At 66.9% G+C, this 23,055-nt stretch carries 22 protein-coding genes and 1 tRNA gene; 7 read left to right on the top strand and 16 right to left on the bottom strand.

Annotation, left to right across the window (positions count from 1 at the left end; genetic code table 11):
* The first annotated feature begins 38 nt into the window (after window positions 1-38).
* The 3 genes from GGR46_RS15270 (at window position 39) to GGR46_RS15280 (ending at window position 5,136) form a co-directional block, all read left to right on the top strand.
* Window positions 39-1,373: an MFS transporter gene (locus tag GGR46_RS15270; RefSeq protein ID WP_183998909.1), complete on the top strand. Its 1,335-nt coding sequence runs from the start codon at window positions 39-41 to the stop codon at window positions 1,371-1,373.
* Window positions 1,374-1,447: 74 nt separating this feature from the next.
* Window positions 1,448-3,853, top strand: coding sequence for a TonB-dependent receptor (locus tag GGR46_RS15275; RefSeq protein WP_183998910.1), 2,406 nt, complete (start codon window positions 1,448-1,450; stop codon window positions 3,851-3,853).
* Window positions 3,854-3,924: 71 nt separating this feature from the next.
* The gene (locus tag GGR46_RS15280; protein ID WP_183998911.1) at window positions 3,925-5,136 is read left to right on the top strand and encodes a Ca2+-dependent phosphoinositide-specific phospholipase C; all 1,212 of its coding nucleotides are present in this window, start codon (window positions 3,925-3,927) and stop codon (window positions 5,134-5,136) included.
* A gap of 543 nt (window positions 5,137-5,679) precedes the next feature.
* On the opposite strand, the gene GGR46_RS15285 is transcribed toward GGR46_RS15280, so the two are convergent.
* The 8 genes from GGR46_RS15285 to GGR46_RS15320 form a co-directional block, all read right to left on the bottom strand.
* Window positions 5,680-5,755, bottom strand: a tRNA-Val gene (locus tag GGR46_RS15285).
* 52 nt (window positions 5,756-5,807) lie between these two features.
* Window positions 5,808-6,764: a helix-turn-helix domain-containing protein gene (locus tag GGR46_RS15290; RefSeq protein WP_183998912.1), complete on the bottom strand. Its 957-nt coding sequence runs from the start codon at window positions 6,762-6,764 to the stop codon at window positions 5,808-5,810.
* A gap of 123 nt (window positions 6,765-6,887) precedes the next feature.
* A complete protein-coding gene (locus GGR46_RS15295; protein ID WP_183998913.1) occupies window positions 6,888-7,820 on the bottom strand; it encodes a hypothetical protein in 933 nt (310 codons plus the stop codon).
* Between the two features lie 32 nt (window positions 7,821-7,852).
* Complete coding sequence (locus GGR46_RS15300) at window positions 7,853-9,265, bottom strand: NAD(P)(+) transhydrogenase (Re/Si-specific) subunit beta (protein WP_183998914.1); 1,413 nt, start codon at window positions 9,263-9,265, stop codon at window positions 7,853-7,855.
* A gap of 4 nt (window positions 9,266-9,269) precedes the next feature.
* On the bottom strand, window positions 9,270-9,548 hold the full coding sequence (locus GGR46_RS15305) for an NAD(P) transhydrogenase subunit alpha part 2 (protein WP_183998915.1): 279 nt from the start codon (window positions 9,546-9,548) through the stop codon (window positions 9,270-9,272).
* A 6-nt stretch (window positions 9,549-9,554) separates the two neighbouring features.
* Window positions 9,555-10,085 (bottom strand): hypothetical protein, encoded by a 531-nt coding sequence (locus GGR46_RS15310; protein WP_183998916.1) that lies wholly within the window; start codon window positions 10,083-10,085, stop codon window positions 9,555-9,557.
* 38 nt (window positions 10,086-10,123) lie between these two features.
* Window positions 10,124-11,245: a Rossmann-fold NAD(P)-binding domain-containing protein gene (locus GGR46_RS15315; RefSeq protein WP_183998917.1), complete on the bottom strand. Its 1,122-nt coding sequence runs from the start codon at window positions 11,243-11,245 to the stop codon at window positions 10,124-10,126.
* Window positions 11,242-11,382 (bottom strand): aa3-type cytochrome c oxidase subunit IV, encoded by a 141-nt coding sequence (locus GGR46_RS15320; RefSeq protein ID WP_183998918.1) that lies wholly within the window; start codon window positions 11,380-11,382, stop codon window positions 11,242-11,244. The genes GGR46_RS15315 and GGR46_RS15320 overlap by 4 nt, the downstream gene beginning before the upstream one ends.
* A 150-nt stretch (window positions 11,383-11,532) precedes the next feature.
* Here GGR46_RS15320 and GGR46_RS15325 point away from each other — a divergent pair, with 150 nt between their 5' ends.
* Both GGR46_RS15325 and GGR46_RS15330 read left to right on the top strand, forming a co-directional pair.
* Complete coding sequence (locus GGR46_RS15325; RefSeq protein WP_183998919.1) at window positions 11,533-12,960, top strand: sigma-54-dependent transcriptional regulator; 1,428 nt, start codon at window positions 11,533-11,535, stop codon at window positions 12,958-12,960.
* A 16-nt stretch (window positions 12,961-12,976) separates the two neighbouring features.
* Window positions 12,977-13,657 carry a DNA alkylation repair protein gene (locus GGR46_RS15330; RefSeq protein ID WP_183998920.1) on the top strand — a complete coding sequence of 227 codons (681 nt, stop codon included), beginning with the start codon at window positions 12,977-12,979 and terminating at the stop codon, window positions 13,655-13,657.
* Here the strand turns inward: GGR46_RS15330 and GGR46_RS15335 are convergent.
* Complete coding sequence (locus GGR46_RS15335; protein WP_183998921.1) at window positions 13,654-14,178, bottom strand: DUF2306 domain-containing protein; 525 nt, start codon at window positions 14,176-14,178, stop codon at window positions 13,654-13,656. The two genes, GGR46_RS15330 and GGR46_RS15335, sit on opposite strands and share 4 nt — an antisense overlap.
* Window positions 14,179-14,336: 158 nt before the next feature.
* Between GGR46_RS15335 and GGR46_RS15340 the strand changes: the two genes are divergently transcribed.
* Entirely contained in the window at window positions 14,337-15,101 is a 765-nt protein-coding gene (locus tag GGR46_RS15340; protein WP_343058192.1) for a LytTR family DNA-binding domain-containing protein, read from the top strand.
* Between the two features lie 122 nt (window positions 15,102-15,223).
* Here GGR46_RS15340 and GGR46_RS15345 read toward each other — a convergent pair whose 3' ends face one another.
* From GGR46_RS15345 to GGR46_RS15355, 3 genes are all read right to left on the bottom strand, one after another.
* A complete protein-coding gene (locus tag GGR46_RS15345) occupies window positions 15,224-15,655 on the bottom strand; it encodes a hypothetical protein (RefSeq protein ID WP_183998922.1) in 432 nt (143 codons plus the stop codon).
* Between the two features lie 18 nt (window positions 15,656-15,673).
* A complete protein-coding gene (gene folP / locus GGR46_RS15350) occupies window positions 15,674-16,762 on the bottom strand; it encodes a dihydropteroate synthase (RefSeq protein ID WP_183998923.1) in 1,089 nt (362 codons plus the stop codon).
* Between the two features lie 206 nt (window positions 16,763-16,968).
* Window positions 16,969-18,096 carry a site-specific DNA-methyltransferase gene (locus GGR46_RS15355; protein WP_183998924.1) on the bottom strand — a complete coding sequence of 376 codons (1,128 nt, stop codon included), beginning with the start codon at window positions 18,094-18,096 and terminating at the stop codon, window positions 16,969-16,971.
* A gap of 430 nt (window positions 18,097-18,526) precedes the next feature.
* On the opposite strand from GGR46_RS15355, the gene GGR46_RS15360 reads away from it, so the two are divergent.
* Window positions 18,527-19,603 (top strand): glycine-rich domain-containing protein, encoded by a 1,077-nt coding sequence (locus GGR46_RS15360; protein WP_183998925.1) that lies wholly within the window; start codon window positions 18,527-18,529, stop codon window positions 19,601-19,603.
* Between the two features lie 73 nt (window positions 19,604-19,676).
* Here the strand turns inward: GGR46_RS15360 and GGR46_RS15365 are convergent, their stop codons facing one another.
* The 4 genes from GGR46_RS15365 to glmM are packed head-to-tail and all read right to left on the bottom strand — an operon-like array spanning window position 19,677 to window position 23,036.
* Window positions 19,677-20,303: a ribonuclease HII gene (locus GGR46_RS15365; protein WP_183998926.1), complete on the bottom strand. Its 627-nt coding sequence runs from the start codon at window positions 20,301-20,303 to the stop codon at window positions 19,677-19,679.
* A complete protein-coding gene (thiD, locus tag GGR46_RS15370; RefSeq protein ID WP_183998927.1) occupies window positions 20,296-21,453 on the bottom strand; it encodes a bifunctional hydroxymethylpyrimidine kinase/phosphomethylpyrimidine kinase in 1,158 nt (385 codons plus the stop codon). The genes GGR46_RS15365 and thiD overlap by 8 nt, the downstream gene beginning before the upstream one ends.
* Window positions 21,454-21,471: 18 nt before the next feature.
* Window positions 21,472-21,696: a DUF1272 domain-containing protein gene (locus tag GGR46_RS15375; protein WP_183998928.1), complete on the bottom strand. Its 225-nt coding sequence runs from the start codon at window positions 21,694-21,696 to the stop codon at window positions 21,472-21,474.
* A complete protein-coding gene (glmM, locus tag GGR46_RS15380) occupies window positions 21,696-23,036 on the bottom strand; it encodes a phosphoglucosamine mutase (RefSeq protein ID WP_183998929.1) in 1,341 nt (446 codons plus the stop codon). The genes GGR46_RS15375 and glmM overlap by 1 nt, the downstream gene beginning before the upstream one ends.
* Window positions 23,037-23,055 lie beyond the last annotated feature (19 nt).

The raw sequence follows: 23,055 nt of genomic DNA on the forward strand, positions 1-23,055 counted from the left end.
ACAACCCGCTGATAGGCGCCCGACCGGAGTGCGGCGGGATGGCGGATCGGGAAATATTGTCGGGCACGCGCCTCGTCGTGCTCTCGCTGCCGTCGCTGGCCTTTGCAGGCTATGACCTCGCCCGGCGGGTGTTCCTGGCACCGTATCTTTCCGGCGAACTCGCGCTGCAGGTCGGGGTTGTCGGCTGGCTGGTGCTGCTCGCCAATTTCGCATCGATTCCAGCCGAGTTGCTCGCGGGATCGATGGGCGATCACGGATCGGACCGGATCGGGCGGCGGCGACTATGGATGATCCTGGGTACCGCGCTGGTGCTGATCGGCACCGCCGGACTGCTCCGACAGGGCAGCACACCATCGATCGCTTCGGTGGCCGTCGCATTGGTCGCGCTGGTGGTCGGCTGGGCCTTGTGCAACGTCACGCACGGCGCCTGGGCACTCGAGGCCGCGCACGACAGCCGGTCCCGAGGGCGGATATTCGGCACGCGGACGCTGTTCGGGATCGCCGGCGGTATCGGCTTTTCGGCGATCGGCGCGCTGCAGATCGCCACCTGGCCCTCCCCCTTCACGATCATCATGATCACCGTTGCCTTCGGTGCGCTGGTGCTGCACGCCGCACTCGCCACCCTGTTGCCCGACCGGGCGCCCGCGCCGGACAGATGGCGGCTCGCCTCCCTGCTCGATCCGTTGTGGCTGCTGTTCGCCAATCGCGGCAACCGCCGGCTGGCAGCGCTGTTCGCGCTAAACGGCGCACATGCGGCGATCACCACCACCGGCTATTTCTACATGGTCGACAATGGCCTGGGGCTGCGCGGCTGGGCGCCGACCGGGATCCTCGTCCAGACCATCTGCGCCGCCATCGGCATCCTGGCGGCGATCCGGATCGGTGCCAGCCTCAGCGCGCACGCGCTGCTGCGACTGACGCTCTTGGCGAATCTGGTTCTGGCGCTTGCCTTGCCACTGCTGCCCGCCGGCTCGCCAGTCGCGCTGATGCTGTGGACGGTGCCGTTCGGGCTGACCTCCGCGATCGACTTCATGGCCCTGCGGATGCTGCTCGGCGCGCGGCTCGATGCCGGAGGCGCGCCCTCGGGGAAGCGTGCCGCCGCGCACTATGCCGGGTTCCACCTGCCCTTCAATCTATGTGGCGCCATCGCCTCGGGACTGTTGTTCGCGGGCTATCGCACCCTGGGCTTCGATCCGCGCGCAGCCCTTGGGCCTGAACAGACGTTCGCGCCGGTGCTGCTCGTCCCGAGCGTGGCCGCCGCGCTGATCACGCTGGTTTCACTCAGAATTCTGGCAGATTCCTCGCTGGACGAGCCTGCCGGAGCATCTTCGGCAACACGCATGACCCCTGAGGCATTGACTGAACAAGTGTAATTATATCGTCATGGACACATCATAGGAGGTGCCCCGTATCCCGCCGAATCGGCGGGACTTCGAGGGGATCCCGGATGAGAACCGACCTATTTCGCGCGCTGACGGCCAGCGTGGCAACGCTCAGCTGCGGCTTCGGCGTTACTGAACAAGCGTTTGCACAGAACGCAGACACCGCGCCCGTACAGACGAGTGAGGCCTCCGGGGATACCGGCCTCGCCGACATCGTCGTCACTGCGCAGCGCCGCCAGGAAAAGGCACAATCGGTACCGATCTCGATCACCTCGGTCAGCGGCCAGGCGCTCGAGGACAGCGGCTTCACCTCGCTCACCGACCTGCAATATGTCGTGCCCGGCGTTCAATATGACCCCACCCAAGGCGCTGCCTTCCAGATCCGCGGCGTCGGCAGCACATCGTTCGACTTCTCCAACGCCAAATCGGTCAATGTCGTCGTCGATGACGTCGTGATGGACGCCCAGCGCGACAACGGCCTGATCGGCCTCACCGACATCCAGCGCGTCGATGTGCTGATGGGCCCGCAGGGTACGCTGTTCGGCAAGAACTCGACCTCGGGCGTGATCGCGATCACCACCAACAAGCCGGTGATCGGCCAGTTCTCCGGCACCGCCTATGCCAGCTATGGCGAACGCAACGACCGCAACACCAATGCGACCGTGAACCTGCCGATCAGCGAGCAGGCAGCACTTCGCCTGTCCGCCTTCGCGCTGGGCCAGGACGGCAAGGGCCGCTATGTGGTGCTCGACCGCAATCTCGGCCTGGTCAGCGAATGGGGCGTGCGCGGCAAGCTGCTGTTCCAGCCGGCCCCGTCGCTCGAGCTGGTGCTCGCCGGCGAATATACCCACCATATCGACACTGCCATCCGCGTGCCCGTTGGCGGCCCGGCCGGCTCGACCTTCGCACCCGCCGCCGCGCTAACCGCGGCGCAGATCGCGCTTGGCGTGGTCCCGGGACCGGAGAATGCCGACAGCGCCGACGGATCGCTGGGCCACAACACCACGACCAACAAGGGCGGTTCGCTCCATGTGAACTATGAGATGGGCCAGCACACGCTGACCTCGATCACCGCCTATCGCGAGACGACGTTCGACAACGACACGCCCGCCGATCTGCTTCCCCGCAACGTCTATGCCTATATCCCGTTCAATTCGGGCCGGCTGAAGACGAACAAGTTCAGCGAGGAGATCCACTTCGCCTCACCCACCGGCGGCACGATCGAATATCTGGTCGGCGCCTTCTACAACAAGCTGAACGCCAAGCAGACCCAGCTGCAATGGGGCACGCTCGGCACGCCGCTGCTGTCGCCTGCCGGCGTTCCCTCGCCGACGCTCTATGCAGTGACCGGCGCCTTCGATCCGATCACCAAGGCAATGCTCGGCAACGCCGTGCTGTTCGACGCCACCAACGAAGCGGCGGCCGCGTTCGGCCAGGTCAAGATCACGCCGGCACGCCAGTTCAGCGTGACCTTTGGCGGGCGCTACAACTACGACTGGAACAGCCAGACGATCAGCTACATCAATATCGATCCAAGGCCCATCACCGGCTATTCGCCGATCTTCGTCGCCACCGGCGCAGGACCGACCGAGGCATTCCGCACGGGATCGAAGAAGGGTGGCCGCTTCACCTATCGCATCGCGCCGCAGTTCGCGATCAACCGCGACGTGATGGTCTATGCAAGCTACGCGACGGGCTACAAGCCGGGCGGCGTCGCGTTCGTCGGCAACCGGTACGACCCGTACAATCCGGAATCGGTGAAGAGCTGGGAAATCGGCCTGAAGAGCGAGCTGTTCGATCGCCGCGCGCGGTTCAACCTCGCAGCCTTCTCGTCGAAGTTCACCGATTTCCAGGCGACGATCCTGACTCCGGTGAGCACCGGCATCGGCGGGTTCATCCTGGCATCGGCCATCGGCAACGCACCGGGCCTGCGCTCGCGCGGCGTCGAGGCATCGCTCACGGTCAAGCCGGCGCGGCAGATCACGCTGGGCGGCTCGGTCACCTATACCGACGCCACCTTCACCGATTACGTCGCCAGCCCGACCGCCAACTATACCGGCACGCGCCTCACCAACGCGCCCGAATGGCAGGCAAGCGTGACGATGGACTATGCCGACGAGATCGGCGCCGGGCTGAACTTCAAGGCACATCTCGACTATGGCTATCGCAGCGACACCCAGACGGTGACGGGCGCAATGCTGGGCGACATCCTCGCCCCGGCCGTCAGCAACGCGGACGGCACCAAGACGCCCAATTCGACCTATTCGCGGATCCCGGGATACGGCCTGCTCAACGGGCGCGTCAGCCTGGCCAAGCTGGATGGCGCGGTCGAGTTCGGCGTCTATGCCCGCAATCTGCTGAACACCTATTATTCCACCGGCTGGCAGATCTACGGCCCGCTCGGCCTGCTGCACTATACCTCGCCGAACGCCTACCGGACGCTCGGCGCCTTCGCCAAGATCAACTTCTGACGCGCCTTCGCCGCCGCCTCCGCCATTCGGTGAGAGGCCGCGCGCGATCCGTCGCACCAAGGACCTACGACATGAAGAAGCTCGCAATCGGCCTCGGCCTGATCGCCACCTGCGCCGCCGCGATCGCCATTGCCCAGGAAGCGCCCCGCACCGAAGAGGTACGGCTCAACGAGATCCAGGTGATCGGCACCCACAACAGCTATTCGCAGGGCGTCGATCCTCGATTGCTCGCCTTGGCCGATGCCCGGATCGGCCCGATGATGGCCGGTTTCGTGAAGAACATGCCGGAAGCGATGAAGGCCGACTGGCAGGAATACCACCCCAATTTCATCAGCTTCAGCGAGGGCCTGAACTATCGCTACACCTCGCTGACCGAACAGCTCGATGCCGGCATGCGCAGCCTGGAGATCGACATCAACAACGACCCCCAAGGCGGGCGCTATGCCCATCCGGCGGGCCTCGCGGCACTCCGCGCTACGGGCGTGAAGGACAGTGACATGCTGCCCTATGACGCAACCGACATGGAAAAGCCGGGCCTCAAGGTGTTCCACGTCGCCGATCTCGACGTGCGCTCCAGCTGCAACCTGTTCAGCCGCTGCCTGAAGAATCTGCGCGCCTGGTCGGATGCGCATCCGAACCATGCGCCGATCTTCATCCTGGTCGAAGCGAAGAGCGATGCCGTGCCGGTGTTCACAGGCGCGACGCCGCCGCTCGCCTTTGATCGCGCGGCGTTCGACGAGATGGACCAGTCGATCTTCCGCGAGATCGGCCGCGACAAGCTGGTGACGCCCGATCAGGTCCGCGGCACCTATCCCACGCTCGAAGCTGGCGTGCTCGCGCACAACTGGCCAACGCTCGCCAAGTCGCGTGGCAAGTTCGTCTTCCTGCTGCTTACCGCGATGGATCCCCGCGCGCTCGCCGCCTATCATGCGGGACACGAGAATCTGGAAGGCCGCGCCGCATTCCTGCGCGCCACGCCGGGGCAAAGCTACGCTGCGTTCCTGCTGCTCGACAACGCCAATGTCCGCGCCAAGGAGATTCCCGAGCGCGTGAAGCAAGGCTATCTGGTCCGCGCCCGCGCCGATATCGAAACCTATGAGGCAAAGGTGAACGATCCAAGCCGCGCCAATCAGGCATTTGCCAGCGGCGCCCAGATCGTCTCGACCGATTTCTACAAGCCTGGCAACGCCTATGGCACCAGCTATGTCGTTCGGCTGCCGGGTGGTGGCGAGGCGCGCTGCAACCCCGTCAATGCCCCCAAGGGCTGCCGGCTGGAGCGCTGATCGATCGACCTCGGGCAAGGAGACGAAGGGTGAATCGGCGGACTTTCCCCTGCGCATCGGCAGCGACGATCGCAGCGGCAGCCTTCAACTTCTTGCCGCAGGGGCGAACGCGCGGCCCAAGCCCGATATCATCGTGATCCCATGGACGATCTCGGCTTCGGCGATGTCGGACCGACCGCGGGCCAGGCCGACGCCACGCCGAACATCGACAGGGTGGCCAACAAAGACACGGTGCTGACCGACTATCCCCGCCGGCAAGTCTGGCCGCGCCGCGCGCCAAGCCGGCCGCTACCCAATCCATACCGGCTGGCGCAGGGCGCGATCCGGCAGAATGACAATCTCGGCCTGCCACTTACCGAGATGCCCCCTTTTTCCGGCAAGCCGGGGATCGGCGGATATTCTCGATTGATGTCGAGCAGACCTTCTGAAGCGAGGCATTCGCAGCCTAACAGCCTTACCTGCTCGACCGCGCGACCCGCGCTGAGGCAATCTTATTTCACGGATGAGGCACTTTTATCCGTGCTCGACACCGATACTGGGAAGTGGTGGGCGCTGACGGGCTCGAACCGCCGACCCTCTCGGTGTAAACGAGATGCTCTACCAACTGAGCTAAGCGCCCTGGCAATGCCAGTTTGCGTCCGATGCCAAAGCCTTGGCCTCAGGGCAAGCCCTCAGACGAGACCGAGCCCCGCACGGCGGATCGCCCCAACATAGGCGCGCATGCCCTGCACCGCCTTTTCGCTCAGCACGATATAGGCGCGGCGCCGGTCGCCGGGATCGGCCTGGCGCCCGAATAGCCCGGCTTCGTGCATCGTGCCGATCCACCGCAGCGCCGTGGTGGGCGGCACGGCGGCGGCGATGCACAGGCTCGAGACCGAGACCCGCCGCCGTTCGAGGCTGGCCGCGAAGAGATCGAGCAGCATGTCCCAGGCGGGATCGGCGAACAGCTCGGTCGCGAAATACTGGCCGCGGAGCCGGCGCGCGCGGATCACCGCGCGGATCTCGCCCGACGAAATGTCCGGCAGCGGCTCGTCGGCACCGCGATACTCCATTTCGGGCGCGCGGATGCTACTGCGCCCGATCTCTTCCTCCTCGGCCAGTTCGCCTCGGGTGAGCCGAGCAAGCGCATCGGCGATGCGCGCAACCTCCTCGTTGAGACGGCGCAGGCGCGCGACTTCGGTGTCGCGGGTGATGTCGGTCCAGCGGCTACGTGGCGCGCCTTCGTTTTCTGCCCGGGCCCGAAGCAGCGCGCCGAGCAGCTCGGTGGTGCCGGGATCGCAGAGCAACTGGGTCCGCGGCTTACCGATAAGCGGCCCGGCGAGGTCGATCTGGCCGTCGGAGAAGATCGCCACCAGCGCCGGCCCGGCAAGTGCGTCGCCCAGCATGTCCAGTACCATGGCCAACTCGGTCTCGGCGGCTCCGCGTGCATCGAGCAGCACCAGATCGAGCGCCGCTCCATCGAGCAAGGCAGGCGCCGTGGCGATATCGGCCACCTCCCGCACCCGGATCCCGGCAGCGGTAAGCGTCTCGATCACATCGGTTCGCGCCGCGCTGGTGATCAGCAGCGCGTTGGCCGCCAGATCATAGGGAGCGCCAACCAGCTCGGGAGCCGCGGAAAGGTTCGCCATTGCCTTCTCGGGTCATGTTCCCGGAGAGGCCCACCCTCCGGAACGGATTGCTCGATCCGCCCCGTTTCGGAGCTTATGGCGCGACCCGGACGGGCGGGAGAATCATTGCCCGCCCGTTCCGGATCAGTCCACGACTGATCCGTCGGATTCGGCTGCAAATACCGCAGCTTCGCTCGGATCGCCGAGAAGTTCGCGCGTCGCGCTGGCGAGCAGACCCGGACCGAGCGCCAGGCCGACCGCGAAGAACACCGCACCGACCACGCCGAACAGGATCTTGGTGACGAGCGGCATCGCCAGCTGCTGTGCGGCGAACGCCTCGGCCGCAGCCTGCATCTGCTCTCGGTCGCCATTGGCCGCGAACAGCGCGGCGAGATAATCGCCCATAACGAACGACATGACGGCGACGCCGGCGACGACGAAGATCAGGCTGATCAGGAAATAGCAGGCAAAGAGCAGCCAGAAGCGGCCGCGGGTCAGGTCCCAGGCGACATCGAGGCTGATCCGGCGGCGGTAGAAGCTCAGCGGGAAGATCAGCGAGATGCGCACCTCGACCCAGATCACGGCACAGATGAACGCGAGGACAAGCAGGAACGAAAGAATGGCGGTGACGACGTTCTGCCCCACGATCCAGCCCAGGGCGGCGATGACCAGCAGCAGCAGTAGCTCGGCGATGAACACCGCGACGAAAAGCCCGATGACGACGAGGATCACCAGCCCGAACATGCGGAACTCGTCCATGCCCAGGCGCATATAGGCGAAGCCGCCCTCCTCGGGTCGCAACATTGCGCGGAACACCGCGTTCATCAGCACCACGACGAGGAACAGCAGGCAGAGGTTGAGGAGCAGGATCAGGCTGAACGCCGGCCCGGCGAACGCCGAGACCGCAGCGCTGGTATCGGCCACGCTCGGCATCATCGTGCCGTACATCAGCAGCCCCATGACCAGCGATATGGCCAGCGCGCCGACGCAATAGGTGACCGCCCAGATCACCACCGACGCGGGGCGATCGCGCAGCAGCCCGAACGCTCCCCCCAGAATCGAACCCACGCTCGCCATTCGATTTCCCCCATTCGCTCAGTCCGTCAGCGTCAATCGAGGCTCTTCACGATCTCCTCGACCATCTTCTTGGCGTCCGCGAGCAGCATCATGGTGTTGTCGCGGTAGAACAGCTCATTGTCCACGCCGGCATAGCCCACACCGCCCATCGAGCGCTTGATGAAAAGCACCGTCTTGGCTTTTTCGACATCGAGCACCGGCATGCCATAGATCGGCGAGGACTTGTCGGTCTTCGCCGCCGGGTTGGTCACGTCGTTGGCGCCGATGACGAAGGCGACGTCTGTCTGGGCGAACTCGCTGTTGATGTCCTCCAGCTCGAACACCTCGTCATAGGGCACGTTCGCTTCGGCGAGCAGCACGTTCATATGACCAGGCATGCGCCCCGCGACCGGGTGGATCGCGTATTTCACGCGCACGCCATGCTCCTTGAGCTTGTCACCCATCTCGCGCAGCGCGTGCTGCGCCTGGGCGACCGCCATGCCGTAGCCCGGCACGATGATGACCTGTTCCGCCTGGCTCATCAGGAAGGCCGCATCCTCGGCCGATCCACGCTTCCAAGGCCGGTCGATCGCCGCACCGCTGCCACCCGAATCGGCGACGGCGCCAAAGCCACCCGCGATCACGCTGATGAAGCTGCGGTTCATCGCGCGGCACATGATGTAGCTGAGGATCGCGCCCGACGAGCCGACCAGCGCACCGGTGACGATCATCGCCGTATTGTGCAGCGTGAAGCCCATCGCCGCTGCCGCCCAGCCCGAGTAGCTGTTGAGCATCGAGACGACCACCGGCATGTCCGCGCCGCCGATCGGCACGATCAGCAGGAAGCCGATGACGAAGCTGAGCGCGGTCACCGTCCAGAATACCCAGGGGCTCTGGTCGGTGACGAAATAGCCGATCAGGCCGAGAATGCCGGCGAGAACGCCCAGGTTGATGACATGGCGGCCGGGCAGCAGGATCGGCTTGCCCGACATGTTGCCGTTGAGCTTGAGGAACGCGATCACCGAGCCGGAGAAGGTGATCGCACCGATCGCGACGCCCAGGCCCATCTCGATCCGGCTGATGCTGAGGATCTCGCCGTCGGGACCCAGGATGCCGAAGGCACCCGGGTTGAGGAAGGCCGCGGCCGCGACGAGCACCGCCGCCATGCCGACCAGCGAGTGGAAGGCGGCGACCAGCTGCGGCATCGCGGTCATCGCGATCCGCCGCGCGGTGACGAAGCCGATCACGCCGCCGATCGCAATCGCCGCGCCCAGTTCGATGGGGCTGGCGATCTCGTGGGTGATCAGCGTGGTGACCACCGCGATCGCCATGCCGAGCATGCCGAGCCGGTTGCCCCGCCGGCTGCTCGCAGGGCTGGAAAGCCCGCGCAGTGCGAGGATGAAGCAGATGCCGGCGACCAGATAGGCCAGCGCCACCCACGGATTGACAGGTGCCCCCTCGTGCATCGGCTCAGCCCTTCTTCTTGTACATGGCGAGCATGCGCTCGGTGACGGCGAAGCCGCCGAAGATGTTCACGGATGCGAGCGCCACGGCGACCAGACCGAGCCACTTGGCGACTTCCGCGCCCGATGCGGCCGACGCGATCAGCGCACCGACGATGATCACGGAGGAAATGGCGTTGGTCACCGCCATCAGCGGCGTGTGCAGCGCCGGCGTGACCGACCAGACCACATAATAGCCGACGAAACAGGCCAGCACGAAGATCGACAGGATCGAAATGAAGTCCATAGATCATCAGCCCTTAAAGATATTGGGGAACACCCAAACCAAGAAAAAATAGACCTCGATAGCTGCTGTAACCCCTATCGCAATCTTCCAATACAGCCTGCTCACGCCGTACTGTCCGTCGGAAATATGCCGAACATTGGCTTCTGCGCTTTCCCGATTCGCGCCTGGATGCTCCTCGATGTAGCTTTTTATCGCGCGCTCACGCTTCATCCGACGATTCAGTTGCCATCCAACAGCACCGAATTTGCGCTCAATGCTGCGCATCACCTCACCACGTTCAATCATGCCATTGCGTTGAGACATTGCGTGGGCTCGACCCAGGAAACTGAGCCAGATTGGTAATATTCCTACTAGCATCTTGGCAGGCCCGTCAGGAATGAGCTTGTCTCCGAGAATTGCAGCATAGAAAGCAGCCAAAGCAGCGAGCGACAGTTGTATGAACTGCCATCGCGTTTGCTGAGCCTTTTCATTTCGGTCGAATAGCTGCTGGTAATGCGCCAGTAGAAATTCAGGCTTCGCTTGCGCAGGCTGGATCAATTCACCGTCAAGATTCTCAACGCTGTCTGCGGGAGCACTCACCCGAGCAGCCTCTCGTTCACCACCTTGCCGCCCTGGGTCAGGCGGATGGCGTTGCCGATCTCCTCGTCGAGAACCGGCTTGCCCTGCTCCTTGTCCCAGAAGGCGGAGAGGAAGTTGAACAGGTTGCGGGCGAACAGGGCCGAGCTGTCGGCGGCGAGGCGCGAGGGCACGTTCTTGTGCCCGACGATCTTCACCCCGTGCTTCACGACGATCTCGCCGGCGACCGCACCTTCGACATTGCCGCCCGCCTCGACCGCGAGGTCGACGATCACGCTGCCCGGCTTCATCGTGGAGATCTGCGCGTCGCTGATCAGGCGCGGTGCAGGCCGCCCCGGGATCAGCGCGGTGGTGATCACGATGTCCTGCTTGGCGATGTGCGAGGAGACGAGCTCGGCCTGGGCGGCCTTGTACTCGTCGCTCATCTCGGTGGCATAGCCGCCGGTGCCTTCGCCTTCGATGCCCTTCACCGCCTCGACGAAGATCGGCTTGGCGCCGAGCGACAGGATCTGTTCCTTGGTCGCCGCGCGCACATCGGTCGCCGAAACCTGGGCACCGAGGCGCCGCGCGGTGGCGATCGCCTGCAGCCCCGCCACGCCCACGCCCATCACGAAGACCTTGGCCGCGGAGACCGTGCCCGCCGCGGTCATCATCATCGGGAAGGCGCGGCCATATTCGGCCGCCGCGTCGAGTACCGCCTTGTAGCCGGACAGGTTCGACTGGGACGAGAGAATGTCCATCGACTGCGCGCGCGTGATTCGCGGCATGAACTCCATCGCCAGCGCCTCGAACCCGGCCGAGGCATAGGCATCGACCCGGGCACGCTCACCGAAAGGGTTGAGCCCCGCGACGACCCAGGCCCCCGCCTTGGCGCCAGCCAGATTTGCCGGATCGGGACCCTGCACGCCGAGCACGATGTCCGCATCCTTGAGGACCGCGGCCCGCGCGCCGACACTGGCGCCGGCATCGGCATAGGCCTGGTCGGCGATCGTGGCATCGGTGCCCGCCCCCGCCTCTACCGACACCTGCGCGCCGAGGCCGACGAACTTCTTCACCGTTTCCGGAGTCGCGGAGACGCGCCGCTCGCCGGCGGCGGCCTCCTTCAATACCGCGATCTTCACTTGGCGGAGATCAGGAAGACGACGAGGGCCGCGACCAGAGCCACGCCCACCGTGCCCCAGGTCATCATCGCCTTGAAACCGTTCCACGTCTGCTCATGTGCCTTGAGCTGCGCGGCATTGTCACCGGTGTCAGCCATTCGTCTCTCCCCTGAAACTTTGTGAAGGGATGTTAGCTCCCCGCGCGCAGTCCCTCAACCCCGGTGCGACTTCGGCAAGCTTAAGCCCGCCTTTACCCATCTGCTTTAAGACGGACGACCTGAAACGGGACATTGGGGACACAAAGAGCGATGACGCGCAACGGCCAGCGCCTCCTGATGCTGATCGACGACGAGCCGGCACAACGCCGCCTCGTCGCGGCCATCGCCGCACGCCGCGGCTGGCGCACCATCTTCGCGAGCGAGGCCGAGACCGGCATCGCCACGCTGGGCACACCCGACGGAATGGCGCTCGACGCGATCCTGCTCGACCATAGCTCGCCCGACGCCGATGCAGCGGGCCTGATCGCCGAGTTGCGCACCCGCCGGCCGCAACTGCCCATCCTGATGCTCACCGCCAACGGATCGGTCGCCAATGCGGTGAACGCGATGCGTGCCGGCGCGACCGACTTCCTGGTGAAGCCGCTCGCCGCCGAGCGCCTGCTCGCCGCGCTCGAGGCCGCCGTGGGCGGCAAGACCGCGGGCGAGCTGCGCCCGCTTACCGAGAAGCTCTCCGCCCCGCTCGCCTTCGACGAGATCGTCGGCAGCGCGCCGCAGTTCCGCGCCGCCCTCGCCATTGCCGCCAAGGCCGCCCGCGCCCGTGTCCCCGTCCTGATCGAAGGCGAGAGTGGCGTGGGCAAGGAAGTGGTCGCCGAGGCGATCCACGCCGCTTCGCCGCGCAGCAAGAAGGACATGGTCTGCGTCAATTGCGGCGCGATCCCCGCCAACCTGGTCGAAAGCGAGCTGTTCGGCCACGAGAAGGGCGCTTTCACCGGCGCCTTCGAACGCAAGATCGGCCGATTCGCCGAAGCCGATGGCGGCACCTTGTTCCTCGACGAAGTCGGCGAGATGCCGCTCGATGCGCAGGTGAAGCTGCTGCGCGTGCTCCAGTCAGGTGAGATCCAGCCGCTCGGCGCGCGCCATGCCCGTGAAGTCGACGTCCGCGTGATCGCCGCGACCAACAAGACGCTGCAGGCCGAAGTCGAAGCCGGGCGCTTCCGCGAGGACCTCTATTACCGGCTCAACGTCGTCCAGGTGACGATCCCGCCGCTTCGGGAACGCACCGGCGACATCCCGGCGCTCGCCCGGCACCTGCTCGCGCGGATCGCCGAGCAGCCGGGTCTGCGCGAGCTGGGCATCACCGACGACGCGCTGCAGCTGCTCGGCTCCTATGACTGGCCGGGCAATGTCCGGCAGCTCCAGAACGCGCTGTTCCGGGCCGCGGTGCTCTGCGACGGTGACGGGCTGACCCGTCTCGACTTCCCGCAGATCGCCCAGCTCGCCGCCGGCCGCCCGGCGGGCAATGGCCAGCAGGCGCCGGGTGCGAACAATGCCGGCGTCACGCTGTTCCGGCCCGACGGCAACCTGCGCGCGCTGGACGAGATCGAGGCCGATGTGATCCGCCTCGCCATCGGCCATTATCGCGGCCGGATGACCGAGGTTGCCCGGCGGCTGGGGATCGGCCGCTCGACACTCTACCGCAAGCTCGGCGAGCTGGGGATCGACCAGACCGCCGCCTGAGCCTAGCCTTCGCCCCATGCTGGGCGAGGCACTCCTGTTGCTCGAACGCGCCGCCGAACCGGGCGTGGCCGAAGGCATGGCGCGATTCGGCATCGCCACTGCCGACCGGGTGATCGGTATCAAGGTCGGCACGATACGCGGCATCGCCAAAGGCCTGGGCCGCGACCACGCGCTGGCCGAAGCGCTTTGGGATGCCGGGGTGTACGAAGCGCGGCTGCTCGCCTGTTTCGTCGGCGAACCCAGGCGGATCACCGCCGAGGGGATGGACCGCTGGGCCGCGGCATTCGACAATTGGGCAGTCTGCGACACCGCCTGTTTCGACCTGTTCGACAAGAGCCCGCTCGCCTGGGATGCGGTCCACCGCTGGGCCGGGGACGAACGTGAGTTCGTGCGCCGCGCCGCTTTCGCGTTGCTCGCCGGACTGGCGCTGCATGCGAAGAAACTCCCCGATGCGCCGTTCTTCGAGGCGCTGCCGCTGATCGAGACCGCAGCGATCGACGAGCGCAACTTCGTCAAGAAGGGCGTGAGCTGGGCACTGCGCGGGATCGGCATGCGCAATCCCGTGCTGCATGCCGCGGCCAGCGAAATGGCCGATCGGCTCGTCGCCTCCCCCGCCCCCGCCGCCCGCTGGATCGGGCGGGACGCGGCGCGCGACCTCGCCCGGCCGGCGGCACGGCGCAGGGCCGGCCTCGGCTAGACCATCAGCCATTGCCAAAGCAGCCGGCCGGGCAGGAAGGCGAACATGCCCGGTAGCAGCAGCGCCAGCGCATAGAGCCGCCACATATTGACCTTGTGCGCGGCAATCTGGCCCGCCCGGGCCTGGCGGATGGCGCGGTAGAGCGTGAAGAACACGATCGGCACGAACAGGTGCAACCAGCTGAACTGGCCGTGGTTGAGGTGGCGGATGAACAGCGCCGACCCCGCCCCGGTGACCATCAGTGCCGCCCAGATCCGGCCGAGCATACGGTGGGTCGCATCGCCCTTGCGGGACAGCAGCACCCACAGGCCGAGCGGGATCGCCGGCAGCACCGTGGCCAGGTGGACGGCGATCGCGACCTGGCGAATCTCATAGGTCGCCGGCGTCAGGCCGAGCAGCACCCGCGCCACCGCATAGCCGGTCGCTCCCGTCAGCGCCCCCGCCGCGACGAACATGATCCCCTTGGCGACCCGCGACAGATCGATCGCCGCCGCTTCCCGAACAACTGCATGACTGGCCATTGCTTGCCTCCCGACGCTATTGGCGAGGTCAGGATGGCGCCGGGCCGATCCGCCGCAATCGCGGCTGCGTGGCCGGGCCGATTGCTGCGTGGACGGACGGCGGCGCGCTGGGCGCTGCCATTTGGCGAAGCGCGAACGGGACGGGGGAAGACGGACGCGTGAACGGTGCACGGCGAATCCTGATCGACTGCGCGATCATCTTCGGCGTGGGGCTGGTGCTGGCGCTGGTCGGCCCGTTCGGCAGCTTCGCCGCGCCGTTCGAGCTGCGGCTGCTCTACTGGCTGGCGATGAGCTATGCCGGCTATTTCCTCTATTTCCCGGCGATGCGCGGCATGAGCGCCCTCGCCCCGCGGCTCCAGCTCCCCGAGCCGGCACTATGGGCCGCCGCGTGCCTGGTCGTCACCCTGCCGATGAGCGCGGTGGTGTGGACCGCCAACTTCGTCTGGCATCCGCCCCGCTGGCCGACCCTGGAACAGGCCCTCGCCCATTATTGCAACGTGCTGATCATGGGGGCGCTGGTCTGCGCGCTGTTCTGGTTCGCCCGGCAGCGCCATCGGCCGCGGGACGAAGCGGTGGCCGGGCCGGTCACCGAACCGGCAATGGAGCCCAGCATGCCGCGGCTGGCCCACCGCCTGCCCCCACACCTCCGCGCCGCGCCGATCGCGCTGGAGATGGAGGACCATTATGTCCGCGTGCACACCGCGCAGGGATCCACCCTGCTGCTGATGCGGATGCGCGACGCGGTGGCCGAGCTCGACGGACTGCCCGGCGCGCTGGTCCACCGCAGCTGGTGGGTCGCCCGCGACGCCGTGCAGGGCGTGCGCCGCGAAGGGCGCAATGTCCGCCTGCAGCTCGCCGGCGGGATCGAGGCGCCGGTCGCCCGTGCCCAGGCACCCGGACTGGAGGCGGAGGGCTGGTTCTAGGCCTCCGGCACCGCGACGGCGGCCGTCTCGCGGGTAGCTATTTCCCGATGGTTTCAAAGAGCGGCCGGCACGAGGACCAGCCGCCCGAGACCACCAGACGAAATCCTACATTGCAAGCACGCTCAGCGGACCGCGACCAGCTTGGCGCTGGACAGATGCCAGCGCGTATCGGCGCGGTTGGCGCTCACGCCGGGCACCACGCGGTGGAGCGTGTACGACCCGCGGAAATGCTGGCGCCTGCCGTTCTTGAGCGTGGCATAGACATCGACCGGCACGGTGATCCAGCGCTGGCTCATCCCGGCATCCTCGCGCCCCGGATTGCGCGTCTCGACCCGGCTGTGCGCCGTCGACGCGAAGCCCTGGCGGAAGCTGGCGAAGCTCTTGCCACTCGCCTGGCCGCCCCGGTCCCACAGGCCATAGGCGGTGCGGAAATCGCCGCGCTCGATCGCGGCATAATAGGCCTGGACCGTGTCGCGGGCATCCTGCGGGCCCGGCTCCTGGGCCAGCGCGGCGGTGGGAGCGGCAATCAGGGCAAGGGCGAAAGCGAGACGCATATACTCTTCTCCGTTTCTCTAGCGGGCGACCAACGCCGAATCGCGCAGGCCCCGCCAGACCCTCAACGCCTGAACCGTGTCGAATACATCATGAACACGTATGAGTTGCGCCCCGGCATCGGCACCCTTGAGCGCGATGGCGAGACTGCCGCCCAGCCGCTGGTCGGCCGGCGCCTCGTTCGACAGCGCACCGATCATCCGCTTGCGGCTGGCGCCGAGCAGGATCGCGCAGCCCAGGCCATGGAACAGCGCCAGCCCGTTGATCAGCGCGAGATTGTCCTGGAGCGACTTGCCGAAGCCGATGCCCGGATCGACCAGGATCTTCGACCGGTCGACCCCCGCGGCGACGACGTCCTCGACGCGCTTCTCGAGCCAGTCGTACACGTCGAGCAGCACGTCGGCATAGCCATCGCCGCCATGCGGGCCCTTTTGCGGCTCGGGCGAATGCATCAGCGCGACCGGGCAGCCGGCCTTGACCACCACGTCGAGCGCCTGGGGATCGTAGAGCAGCGCCGCGACGTCGTTGACCAAGTGCGCGCCCGCCTGGAGCGAAGCCGCCATCACCGCGGCGCGGCGGGTATCGACCGAGATCGCTGCGCCGCCGGCGGCGAGCTTGCGAATCACCGGTACGACGCGCTCGATCTCCTCGCCCTCCCAGACCTCGGCGGCACCCGGCCGGGTCGATTCGCCGCCAATATCGAGGATCGCCGCACCGGCCGCCGCCATGTCCACGCCCGCACTCGCCGCGGCATCGACATCCTCGCGAAGCGCGCGTGAATCGGAGAAGCTGTCGGGCGTGCGGTTGAGGATCGCCATCACCTGGGGCTGATCGAGCCGGACGATACGCTCGCCCAGTTGCAGCGGCGCGCGGGGCGCAGTGATCCGCTGGAGGATCGCGGCGATGCGGGGATCGTCGGGCAGATCGGCGACGGGGATCGTGCGCTGGAGGATGCGCTTGCCGCCCTCGCGCGCGATCAGCTCGAAAGCCGAGCACCAGCTGAGGCCACCGGCGAGCCGGACGACCTCGCCATCCCGGTCCACGGGCGAATCGGCGAGCTGGACAGGGCGGAGATAGAGCCGCGCGGACAGGGGGAGATCGAGGGTCATGCGCCGCGGAAAGTCACAAAAGTCACGACATCCACGCGCGCGAGGCTTCCCGTCCCATCGGACGGCCTGATGCGGAAAGTGCGGAGAGAGCGGCTGGCCATGCGGAAAACCGTCTCAGACGAAATCCAACATTGGAAGCGGAAAGTGCGGCGCTCCCCTTCCCCCTCGAATCGTCATCCCCGCCTTCGCGGGGATGACGGTTATGGTCAGGGCTGGGTCGCCAGCAGGTAGTTCTGGCGGATCGCGTCGATCGGCTTGAGGCCGTCGGCGGCTTCATAGTTCCAGAAGGTCCAGCCATTGCACGACGGCGCGTTCTGCAGCGTAGCGCCGAGCTTGTGGATCGAGCCGGCCTGGCCTTCGCAGGTGAGCGAGCCGTCGGCGCCGACCACGGCCTTCCAGCGGCGCTTGCCGTCGGTCAGCACGGTGCCGGGCTTCAGGAAGCCATTCTCGACCAGCTGGCCGAAGGCGACGCGCGGCTGGCTCTTGGGCGCCTGCATCGTCTTCAGCGCCGATTCGTCGAGCGGCAGCGCCGCCGCGATGCGCTCGTTCGCCGCCTCGACATAGGCGGTCTCGCGCTCGATGCCGATCCAGCGGCGGCCGAGCCGCTTGGCGACCGCGCCGGTGGTGCCGGTGCCGAAGAACGGGTCGAGCACGACGTCGCCCGGCTTGGTCGAGGCGAGCATGATCCGGTAGAGCAGGGCTTCGGGCTTCTGGGTCGGGTGGACCTTGGTGCCGCCCTTCTTGAGGCGCTCCTGGCCGCCGCAGATCGGGAATTCCCAGTCCGAGCGCATCTGGATCTCGTCGTTCAGCGTCTTCATCGAGCGATAGTTGAAGGTGTACTTCGCCTTCTCGCCGGTGCTCGCCCAGATCAGCGTCTCGTGCGCGTTGGTGAACCGGGTGCCCTTGAAGTTGGGCATCGGGTTGGCCTTGCGCCAGATGATGTCGTTGAGGATCCAGAAGCCGAGGTCCTGGATCGCCGAGCCGACCTTGAAGATGTTGTGATAGCTGCCGATCACCCAGATCGTGCCGTCGTCCTTCAGGATGCGGCGCGCCTCGGCCAGCCATTCGCGGGTGAACGCGTCATAGGCGGCGAGGCTGTCGAACTTGTCCCATTCGTCGGTGACCGCGTCGACGGCGCTGCCATCCGGACGGTTCAGGTCGCCACCGAGCTGCAGGTTGTAGGGCGGATCGGCGAAGATGCAGTCGATCGACTTCGCCGGCAGTGCCCGCATCGCCTCGATGCAGTCCTGCTGCAGGATCGTGTCGTAGGGCAACACATCGACCCAGTTACGCACCGTTGCCGGCTTGAGTCTGCCCTTTTCGAGAACCCCCATTAACCTCTTTCCCCTTGTTGGAGAGGCGGTTTCTGTCGCGGAACGGTCATCCGTCAAGCGGAGATTAGTTAACGAAAAAACCTGTGATTCCGTTAACTTGTGGAACGACGAGCGAACTTATCCACATACTGAGTCAAGAAGTTATCCACAGGCACTAGATATGGGGTGTGACGAAAAAGACTCATTTCGCGCCCAGCCTGCGATTCAATCGACGCGACGATGCGACCGGCGCCCGTCGACCGAATCACATGCGGGCATGCCGGCGGGCAGCGTTCGGCAGATGTGCGCATTCCCGGCCTCGCTCACGCACCGAGATTTCCCCGTGACATGTAGGAAATCGAAGAACATATCATGAACGTTGAGTGATTCGGACGGGAGGCGCCCCCGACGGATCGCCCGGCATGTGGTTCATGTTCATTGGAGTATCCTCATGACCGTACACACTTACGGCAGCATCGATTTCAACCAGCCGAACACCGGCTCCCCCTTTCCGACGCTGAACGGCGACCTGACCGTGCTGGCCCGGCTGGCCGCCGCGTTCGCGCCGCACGAGACCGCCCCGCCGTCGATGGCGGTGTCGATCGACGCCGGTGCACTGATCGTCGCCGGCGCGCCGCTCGAAGTGAAGGCGCAGACCAGCGGGGCGATCGCGCCGCCTGCCGCCAGCCCGCGAATCGACCGGGTGACGATCAGCCCGACCACCGGGCTGCTCACGGTCACGACGGGCACGGAAGCGGCCAACCCGGTCCCGCCCGCCCTCCCGGCCGGCCAGCTGCCGGTGGCACAGCTGCGGCTCGATCCCGGCATGACCGCGATCAGCAATGCGCGAATCAGGGATGAGCGCGTTACGCTGGCAGCGGGCAGCGGTGGCGGCCTGCTGGCGGTACAGCGATTCACCGCCAGCGCGACCTATACCGCGACGCCGGGCACCAGCCGGGTGCTGATCCGTGCAGTGGGCGGTGGCGGCGCCGGCGGCAGCTGCACGGCAACCTCGTCGAGCCAGGTGTCCTGCGCCAGCGGCGGCAGCGCGGGCGCCTATGCCGAGACGCTGATCACCAGCGGCTTCGACGGCGCTGCGGTTGTCGTCGGTGCGGGCGGCGCGCCGGCCGCGATCGGCAACAATAGCGGCGGTGCCGGTGGCGCATCGAGCTTCGGCTCGATTCTCGCGGTCCCCGGCGGCAGTGGCGGCTTCGGCAGCATCGCGAGCACTGCACCGCTGCTGTTCGGCGGCACCGGCACTTCCGCGCTTCCCACCGGCGCCAACCTGGTCGCCGCGGCCGGCGCGACGGGTAGCGAGGGCTTCGCGCTGGCAACCACCATCGTCGTCGGCGGCATCGGCGGCTCCTCGGCCTTCGGCGGCGGCGGGCGCGGCGGCGGCGCGACTGGAGGCTCTGCCGGGCAGGCACCGGGCGCGGGTGGCGGCGGCGCCGCGGCGATCGCCAGCCAGTCCGGCTTCCAGGGCGGCGCCGGGGCGGCCGGGCTCGTGCTGGTCTATGAATATGCCTGAACGTGATCCGGCGGTCCCCGAATCCGCCTGACGCGATGCGCGTGCTTCCCTCCCAGGAGGGAGGCACGCGCCCTCATTCCGCCGCCGGCATCCCGAAATCGAAATGCGCCTGGGCGACCGGCGCGAAGCTCCTGCGGTGGTGCACCGTGGGGCCGAGCGTGCGAAGCGCCTCCTGGTGGACCTTGGCGCCATAGCCCTTGTTGCTCGCCCAGCCATAGCCGGGATGGAGCGCGTCCAGCGCGATCATCATCGAATCGCGGTGATGCTTGGCGATGATCGAGGCAGCGGCGATCGACAGGCTGAGCGCGTCGCCGCCGACCACGGCATGGCTCCGATGCTCCCAGTCCGGGCAGCGATTGCCGTCGACCAGCACGAAGGCCGGCGCCAGCTCCAGCGCGGCGACTGCGCGGGTCATCGCCAGCATCGTCGCCCAGAAGATGTTGAGGCTGTCGATCTCCTCGACCGTGCAGATGCCGATGCCGACCCTGGCGCAGCCGAGCAGTTCGGCGCTGATCCGCGCGCGCTTGGCGGCGGTGAGCACCTTCGAATCGTCGATGCCCTCGGGAATGCATTTCGGATCGAGCACCACGGCGGCGGCAACGACCGGCCCGGCGAGCGGGCCACGGCCTGCCTCGTCCACCCCGGCCACCGGGCCATTGTGCAGCTTTCCGTATTTCCGCTCGAACTTCAGGTCAGGCATCACCGACCCGCCATGGCGGATAGCGGCGCATCTCGCCAGCCTGATAGAGACGAACCGAATTGCCGGCCGGATCCCGCAGCCGCGCCTCGCGCCAGCCCCAATTCTCGTCCCTGGGGTCCTGCTCGAACTGCACGCCCTGCTGCTGGAGATAGGCCACGGTGACGTCGAGGTCGCCGCATTCGAAATAGACGACCGGCGCCGTGTAGCCGGGATCGGTGGCGATGCTGAAGGTGGCGCCGCCCTCGGTCTCGAAGCGGGCATAGCGCGGGCTGGCGCGGACCACCTGGGTGAGACCGAGCAGCCGGTAGAAGCGCTCGCTCGCCGCCAGATCGGTGGCGGGCACGGTCACCTGGTTCAGCATCGGCTCGAAGAAGCTCATGTTGAGGTCGAGCCGCACCGCCTGGTGCCCCATCGGACCATGGCCGCGGCCCAGCCCCGGTGCCTCCAGCATCGCGATGCGGACGAAGCGGCGGGCACGGCGGATCGCTTCCGGCAGGTCCCATTCGACCGCCAGGCCACAGGCGATCGCCGAGGACAGGGTGCAACCGGTGCCGTGGGTGCTGTCGGTATCGATGCGCGGATTGCTCCACTCGATCTCGGGCGGATCCTCGGGATCGGCGGAATAGAGCCGGTCGGTGACCACCGGTCCCTCGACATGGCCGCCCTTCACCAGCACGGCGCAGCGATGCGCGGCGACCAGCGCCCGGGCATCGCCGCCGAGCGCGGCGAGCTCGGGAATGTTGGGGGTGACGACGGTGGCGCGGTCCATCAGCCGCTCGAACGCGGCGATCGTGGCATCGTCGGCCAGGGTGGCGCCGCTGGTCGCGACCATCACCGGATCGAACACCACCGGCACGCCGGGCAGCTCGGCGAGCTTCTCCGCCACCGCCAGCGCGGTGCGGGCCGAGCCGATCATGCCGATCTTGACCGCGTCGACGCCGATATCGGCGACGCACGCCTCGATCTGGGCGATCACCATCTCGGTGGGCACCGGATGGACGCCGCTGACCCCGAGCGTGTTCTGCGCGGTGATCGCCGTGATCGCGGTCATCGCATGGCCGCCGAGCATGGTGACGGTCTTGATGTCCGCCTGGATGCCCGCGCCGCCGCCGGAATCCGAGCCGGCGATGATGAGGATGCGAGGAGTCATGTGCCTCTGCCCCTGGAGTTAACCCTTGAACCGGCGCGCCGTGGAGGCCGGGTTGCTGGCCAGCGCCTTACCGACACGCGCCGGCCGGTCCAACAGTTCGCCACCGCAATTGGGGCAGCGTTCGTCGAACGCGTCGGCGCAGTCCGCACAATAAGTGCATTCGAACGAACAGATGAACGCGCCGCCCTCGTCCGCCGGCAGATCGACGCCGCAACGTTCGCAATCGGGGCGCATCTCGAGCATCAGGCCGCGACCTCCGCGACCACGCCGCAGATGCGGTCGACCACCGTTTCGACCTGCGCCTTGTCGTCGCCTTCGGCCATCACGCGGATCACCGGCTCGGTGCCCGAGGCGCGGATGACGAGACGGCCCTTGCCGTCCAGCTCGGCCTCGGCCGCGGCGATCACGTCCTTGACCCGCGGATCGTCGAGCGGCTTGCCGCCCTTGAAGCGGACATTCTTGAGCAGCTGGGGCAGCGGATCGAAGCGGTGGAGCACTTCGCTGGCCGGCGCACCGGCACGGACCAGCTCGGCCAGCACCTGGAGCGATGCGACGAGACCATCGCCGGTGGTGGCATAATCGGACAGGATGATGTGGCCCGATTGCTCGCCGCCGACATTGTAGCCGGAGGAGCGCATCTTCTCGAGTACGTAGCGATCGCCCACCGCGGTGCGGATCAGGCCGAGGCCCTGCGCCGACAGGTGCCGCTCGAGCCCGAGGTTCGACATGACGGTGGCGACGAGGCCGCCGCCCGCCAGCCGGCCCTGACGCGCCCAGCCGCCGGCGATCGTCGCCATCAGCTGGTCGCCATCGACGACCTTGCCCTGCTCGTCGACCACGATCAGCCGGTCCGCATCGCCGTCCAGCGCGATGCCGATATGCGCCCCCGAACCCACGACGGTCTCGCACAAGGTGCCCGGCGCGGTGGAGCCGACGCCGTCATTGATGTTCTTGCCGTTCGGAGTGACGCCGATCGCGATCACTTCGGCACCCAGCTCCCACAACGCCGAGGGGGCGACCTGGTACGCCGCGCCATTGGCGCAATCGACGACGATCTTGAGGCCGTCGAGCGTCAGTTCCTCGGGGAAGGTCGACTTGGCGAAGTGGATGTAGCGGCCGCGCGCATCCTCGACGCGACGGGCGCGGCCGATATCGGCCGACTGGGCGAGCGGCACCTCGCCGTCGATCAGCGCCTCGATCGCCAGCTCGTCCGCGTCGGAGAGCTTGAAGCCGTCCGGGCCGAACAGCTTGATGCCGTTGTCCGCATAGGGATTGTGGCTGGCCGAGATCATCACGCCCATGTCGGCGCGCATCGAATGGGTGAGCATCGCCACCGCCGGAGTCGGCATCGGCCCGAGCAGCACCACGTCCATGCCGACCGAGGTGAAGCCGGCGACCAGCGCATTTTCGAGCATGTAGCCCGAAAGCCGCGTGTCCTTGCCAATCACCACCCGGTGGCGATGATCGCCCCGGCGGAAATGCGCGCCGGCCGCCATGCCGACCTTCATCGCCATCGCCGCGGTCATCGGCGCGACGTTGGTCGCACCGCGGATTCCGTCCGTACCGAAATATTTTCTTGCCATGTGCCGTTTTCTCGCGACC

It is taken from the genome of Sphingomonas kyeonggiensis (genome assembly GCF_014196745.1).
GTDB classification, from domain to species: domain Bacteria; phylum Pseudomonadota; class Alphaproteobacteria; order Sphingomonadales; family Sphingomonadaceae; genus Sphingomonas; species Sphingomonas kyeonggiensis.

Bases quoted from the DNA above. Each gene is read 5' to 3' on its own strand.
- GGR46_RS15270 (WP_183998909.1), top strand. From the start codon at position 39: ATGGCGGATCGGGAAATATTGTCGGGCACGCGCCTCGTCGTGCTCTCG.
- GGR46_RS15275 (WP_183998910.1), top strand. From the start codon at position 1,448: ATGAGAACCGACCTATTTCGCGCGCTGACGGCCAGCGTGGCAACGCTC.
- GGR46_RS15280 (WP_183998911.1), top strand. From the start codon at position 3,925: ATGAAGAAGCTCGCAATCGGCCTCGGCCTGATCGCCACCTGCGCCGCC.
- GGR46_RS15290 (WP_183998912.1), bottom strand. From the start codon at position 6,764: ATGGCGAACCTTTCCGCGGCTCCCGAGCTGGTTGGCGCTCCCTATGAT.
- GGR46_RS15295 (WP_183998913.1), bottom strand. From the start codon at position 7,820: ATGGCGAGCGTGGGTTCGATTCTGGGGGGAGCGTTCGGGCTGCTGCGC.
- GGR46_RS15300 (WP_183998914.1), bottom strand. From the start codon at position 9,265: ATGCACGAGGGGGCACCTGTCAATCCGTGGGTGGCGCTGGCCTATCTG.
- GGR46_RS15305 (WP_183998915.1), bottom strand. From the start codon at position 9,548: ATGGACTTCATTTCGATCCTGTCGATCTTCGTGCTGGCCTGTTTCGTC.
- GGR46_RS15320 (WP_183998918.1), bottom strand. From the start codon at position 11,382: ATGGCTGACACCGGTGACAATGCCGCGCAGCTCAAGGCACATGAGCAG.
- GGR46_RS15325 (WP_183998919.1), top strand. From the start codon at position 11,533: ATGACGCGCAACGGCCAGCGCCTCCTGATGCTGATCGACGACGAGCCG.
- GGR46_RS15330 (WP_183998920.1), top strand. From the start codon at position 12,977: ATGCTGGGCGAGGCACTCCTGTTGCTCGAACGCGCCGCCGAACCGGGC.
- GGR46_RS15335 (WP_183998921.1), bottom strand. From the start codon at position 14,178: ATGGCCAGTCATGCAGTTGTTCGGGAAGCGGCGGCGATCGATCTGTCG.
- GGR46_RS15345 (WP_183998922.1), bottom strand. From the start codon at position 15,655: ATGCGTCTCGCTTTCGCCCTTGCCCTGATTGCCGCTCCCACCGCCGCG.
- folP (WP_183998923.1), bottom strand. From the start codon at position 16,762: ATGACCCTCGATCTCCCCCTGTCCGCGCGGCTCTATCTCCGCCCTGTC.
- GGR46_RS15355 (WP_183998924.1), bottom strand. From the start codon at position 18,096: ATGGGGGTTCTCGAAAAGGGCAGACTCAAGCCGGCAACGGTGCGTAAC.
- GGR46_RS15360 (WP_183998925.1), top strand. From the start codon at position 18,527: ATGACCGTACACACTTACGGCAGCATCGATTTCAACCAGCCGAACACC.
- GGR46_RS15365 (WP_183998926.1), bottom strand. From the start codon at position 20,303: ATGCCTGACCTGAAGTTCGAGCGGAAATACGGAAAGCTGCACAATGGC.
- thiD (WP_183998927.1), bottom strand. From the start codon at position 21,453: ATGACTCCTCGCATCCTCATCATCGCCGGCTCGGATTCCGGCGGCGGC.
- GGR46_RS15375 (WP_183998928.1), bottom strand. From the start codon at position 21,696: ATGCTCGAGATGCGCCCCGATTGCGAACGTTGCGGCGTCGATCTGCCG.
- glmM (WP_183998929.1), bottom strand. From the start codon at position 23,036: ATGGCAAGAAAATATTTCGGTACGGACGGAATCCGCGGTGCGACCAAC.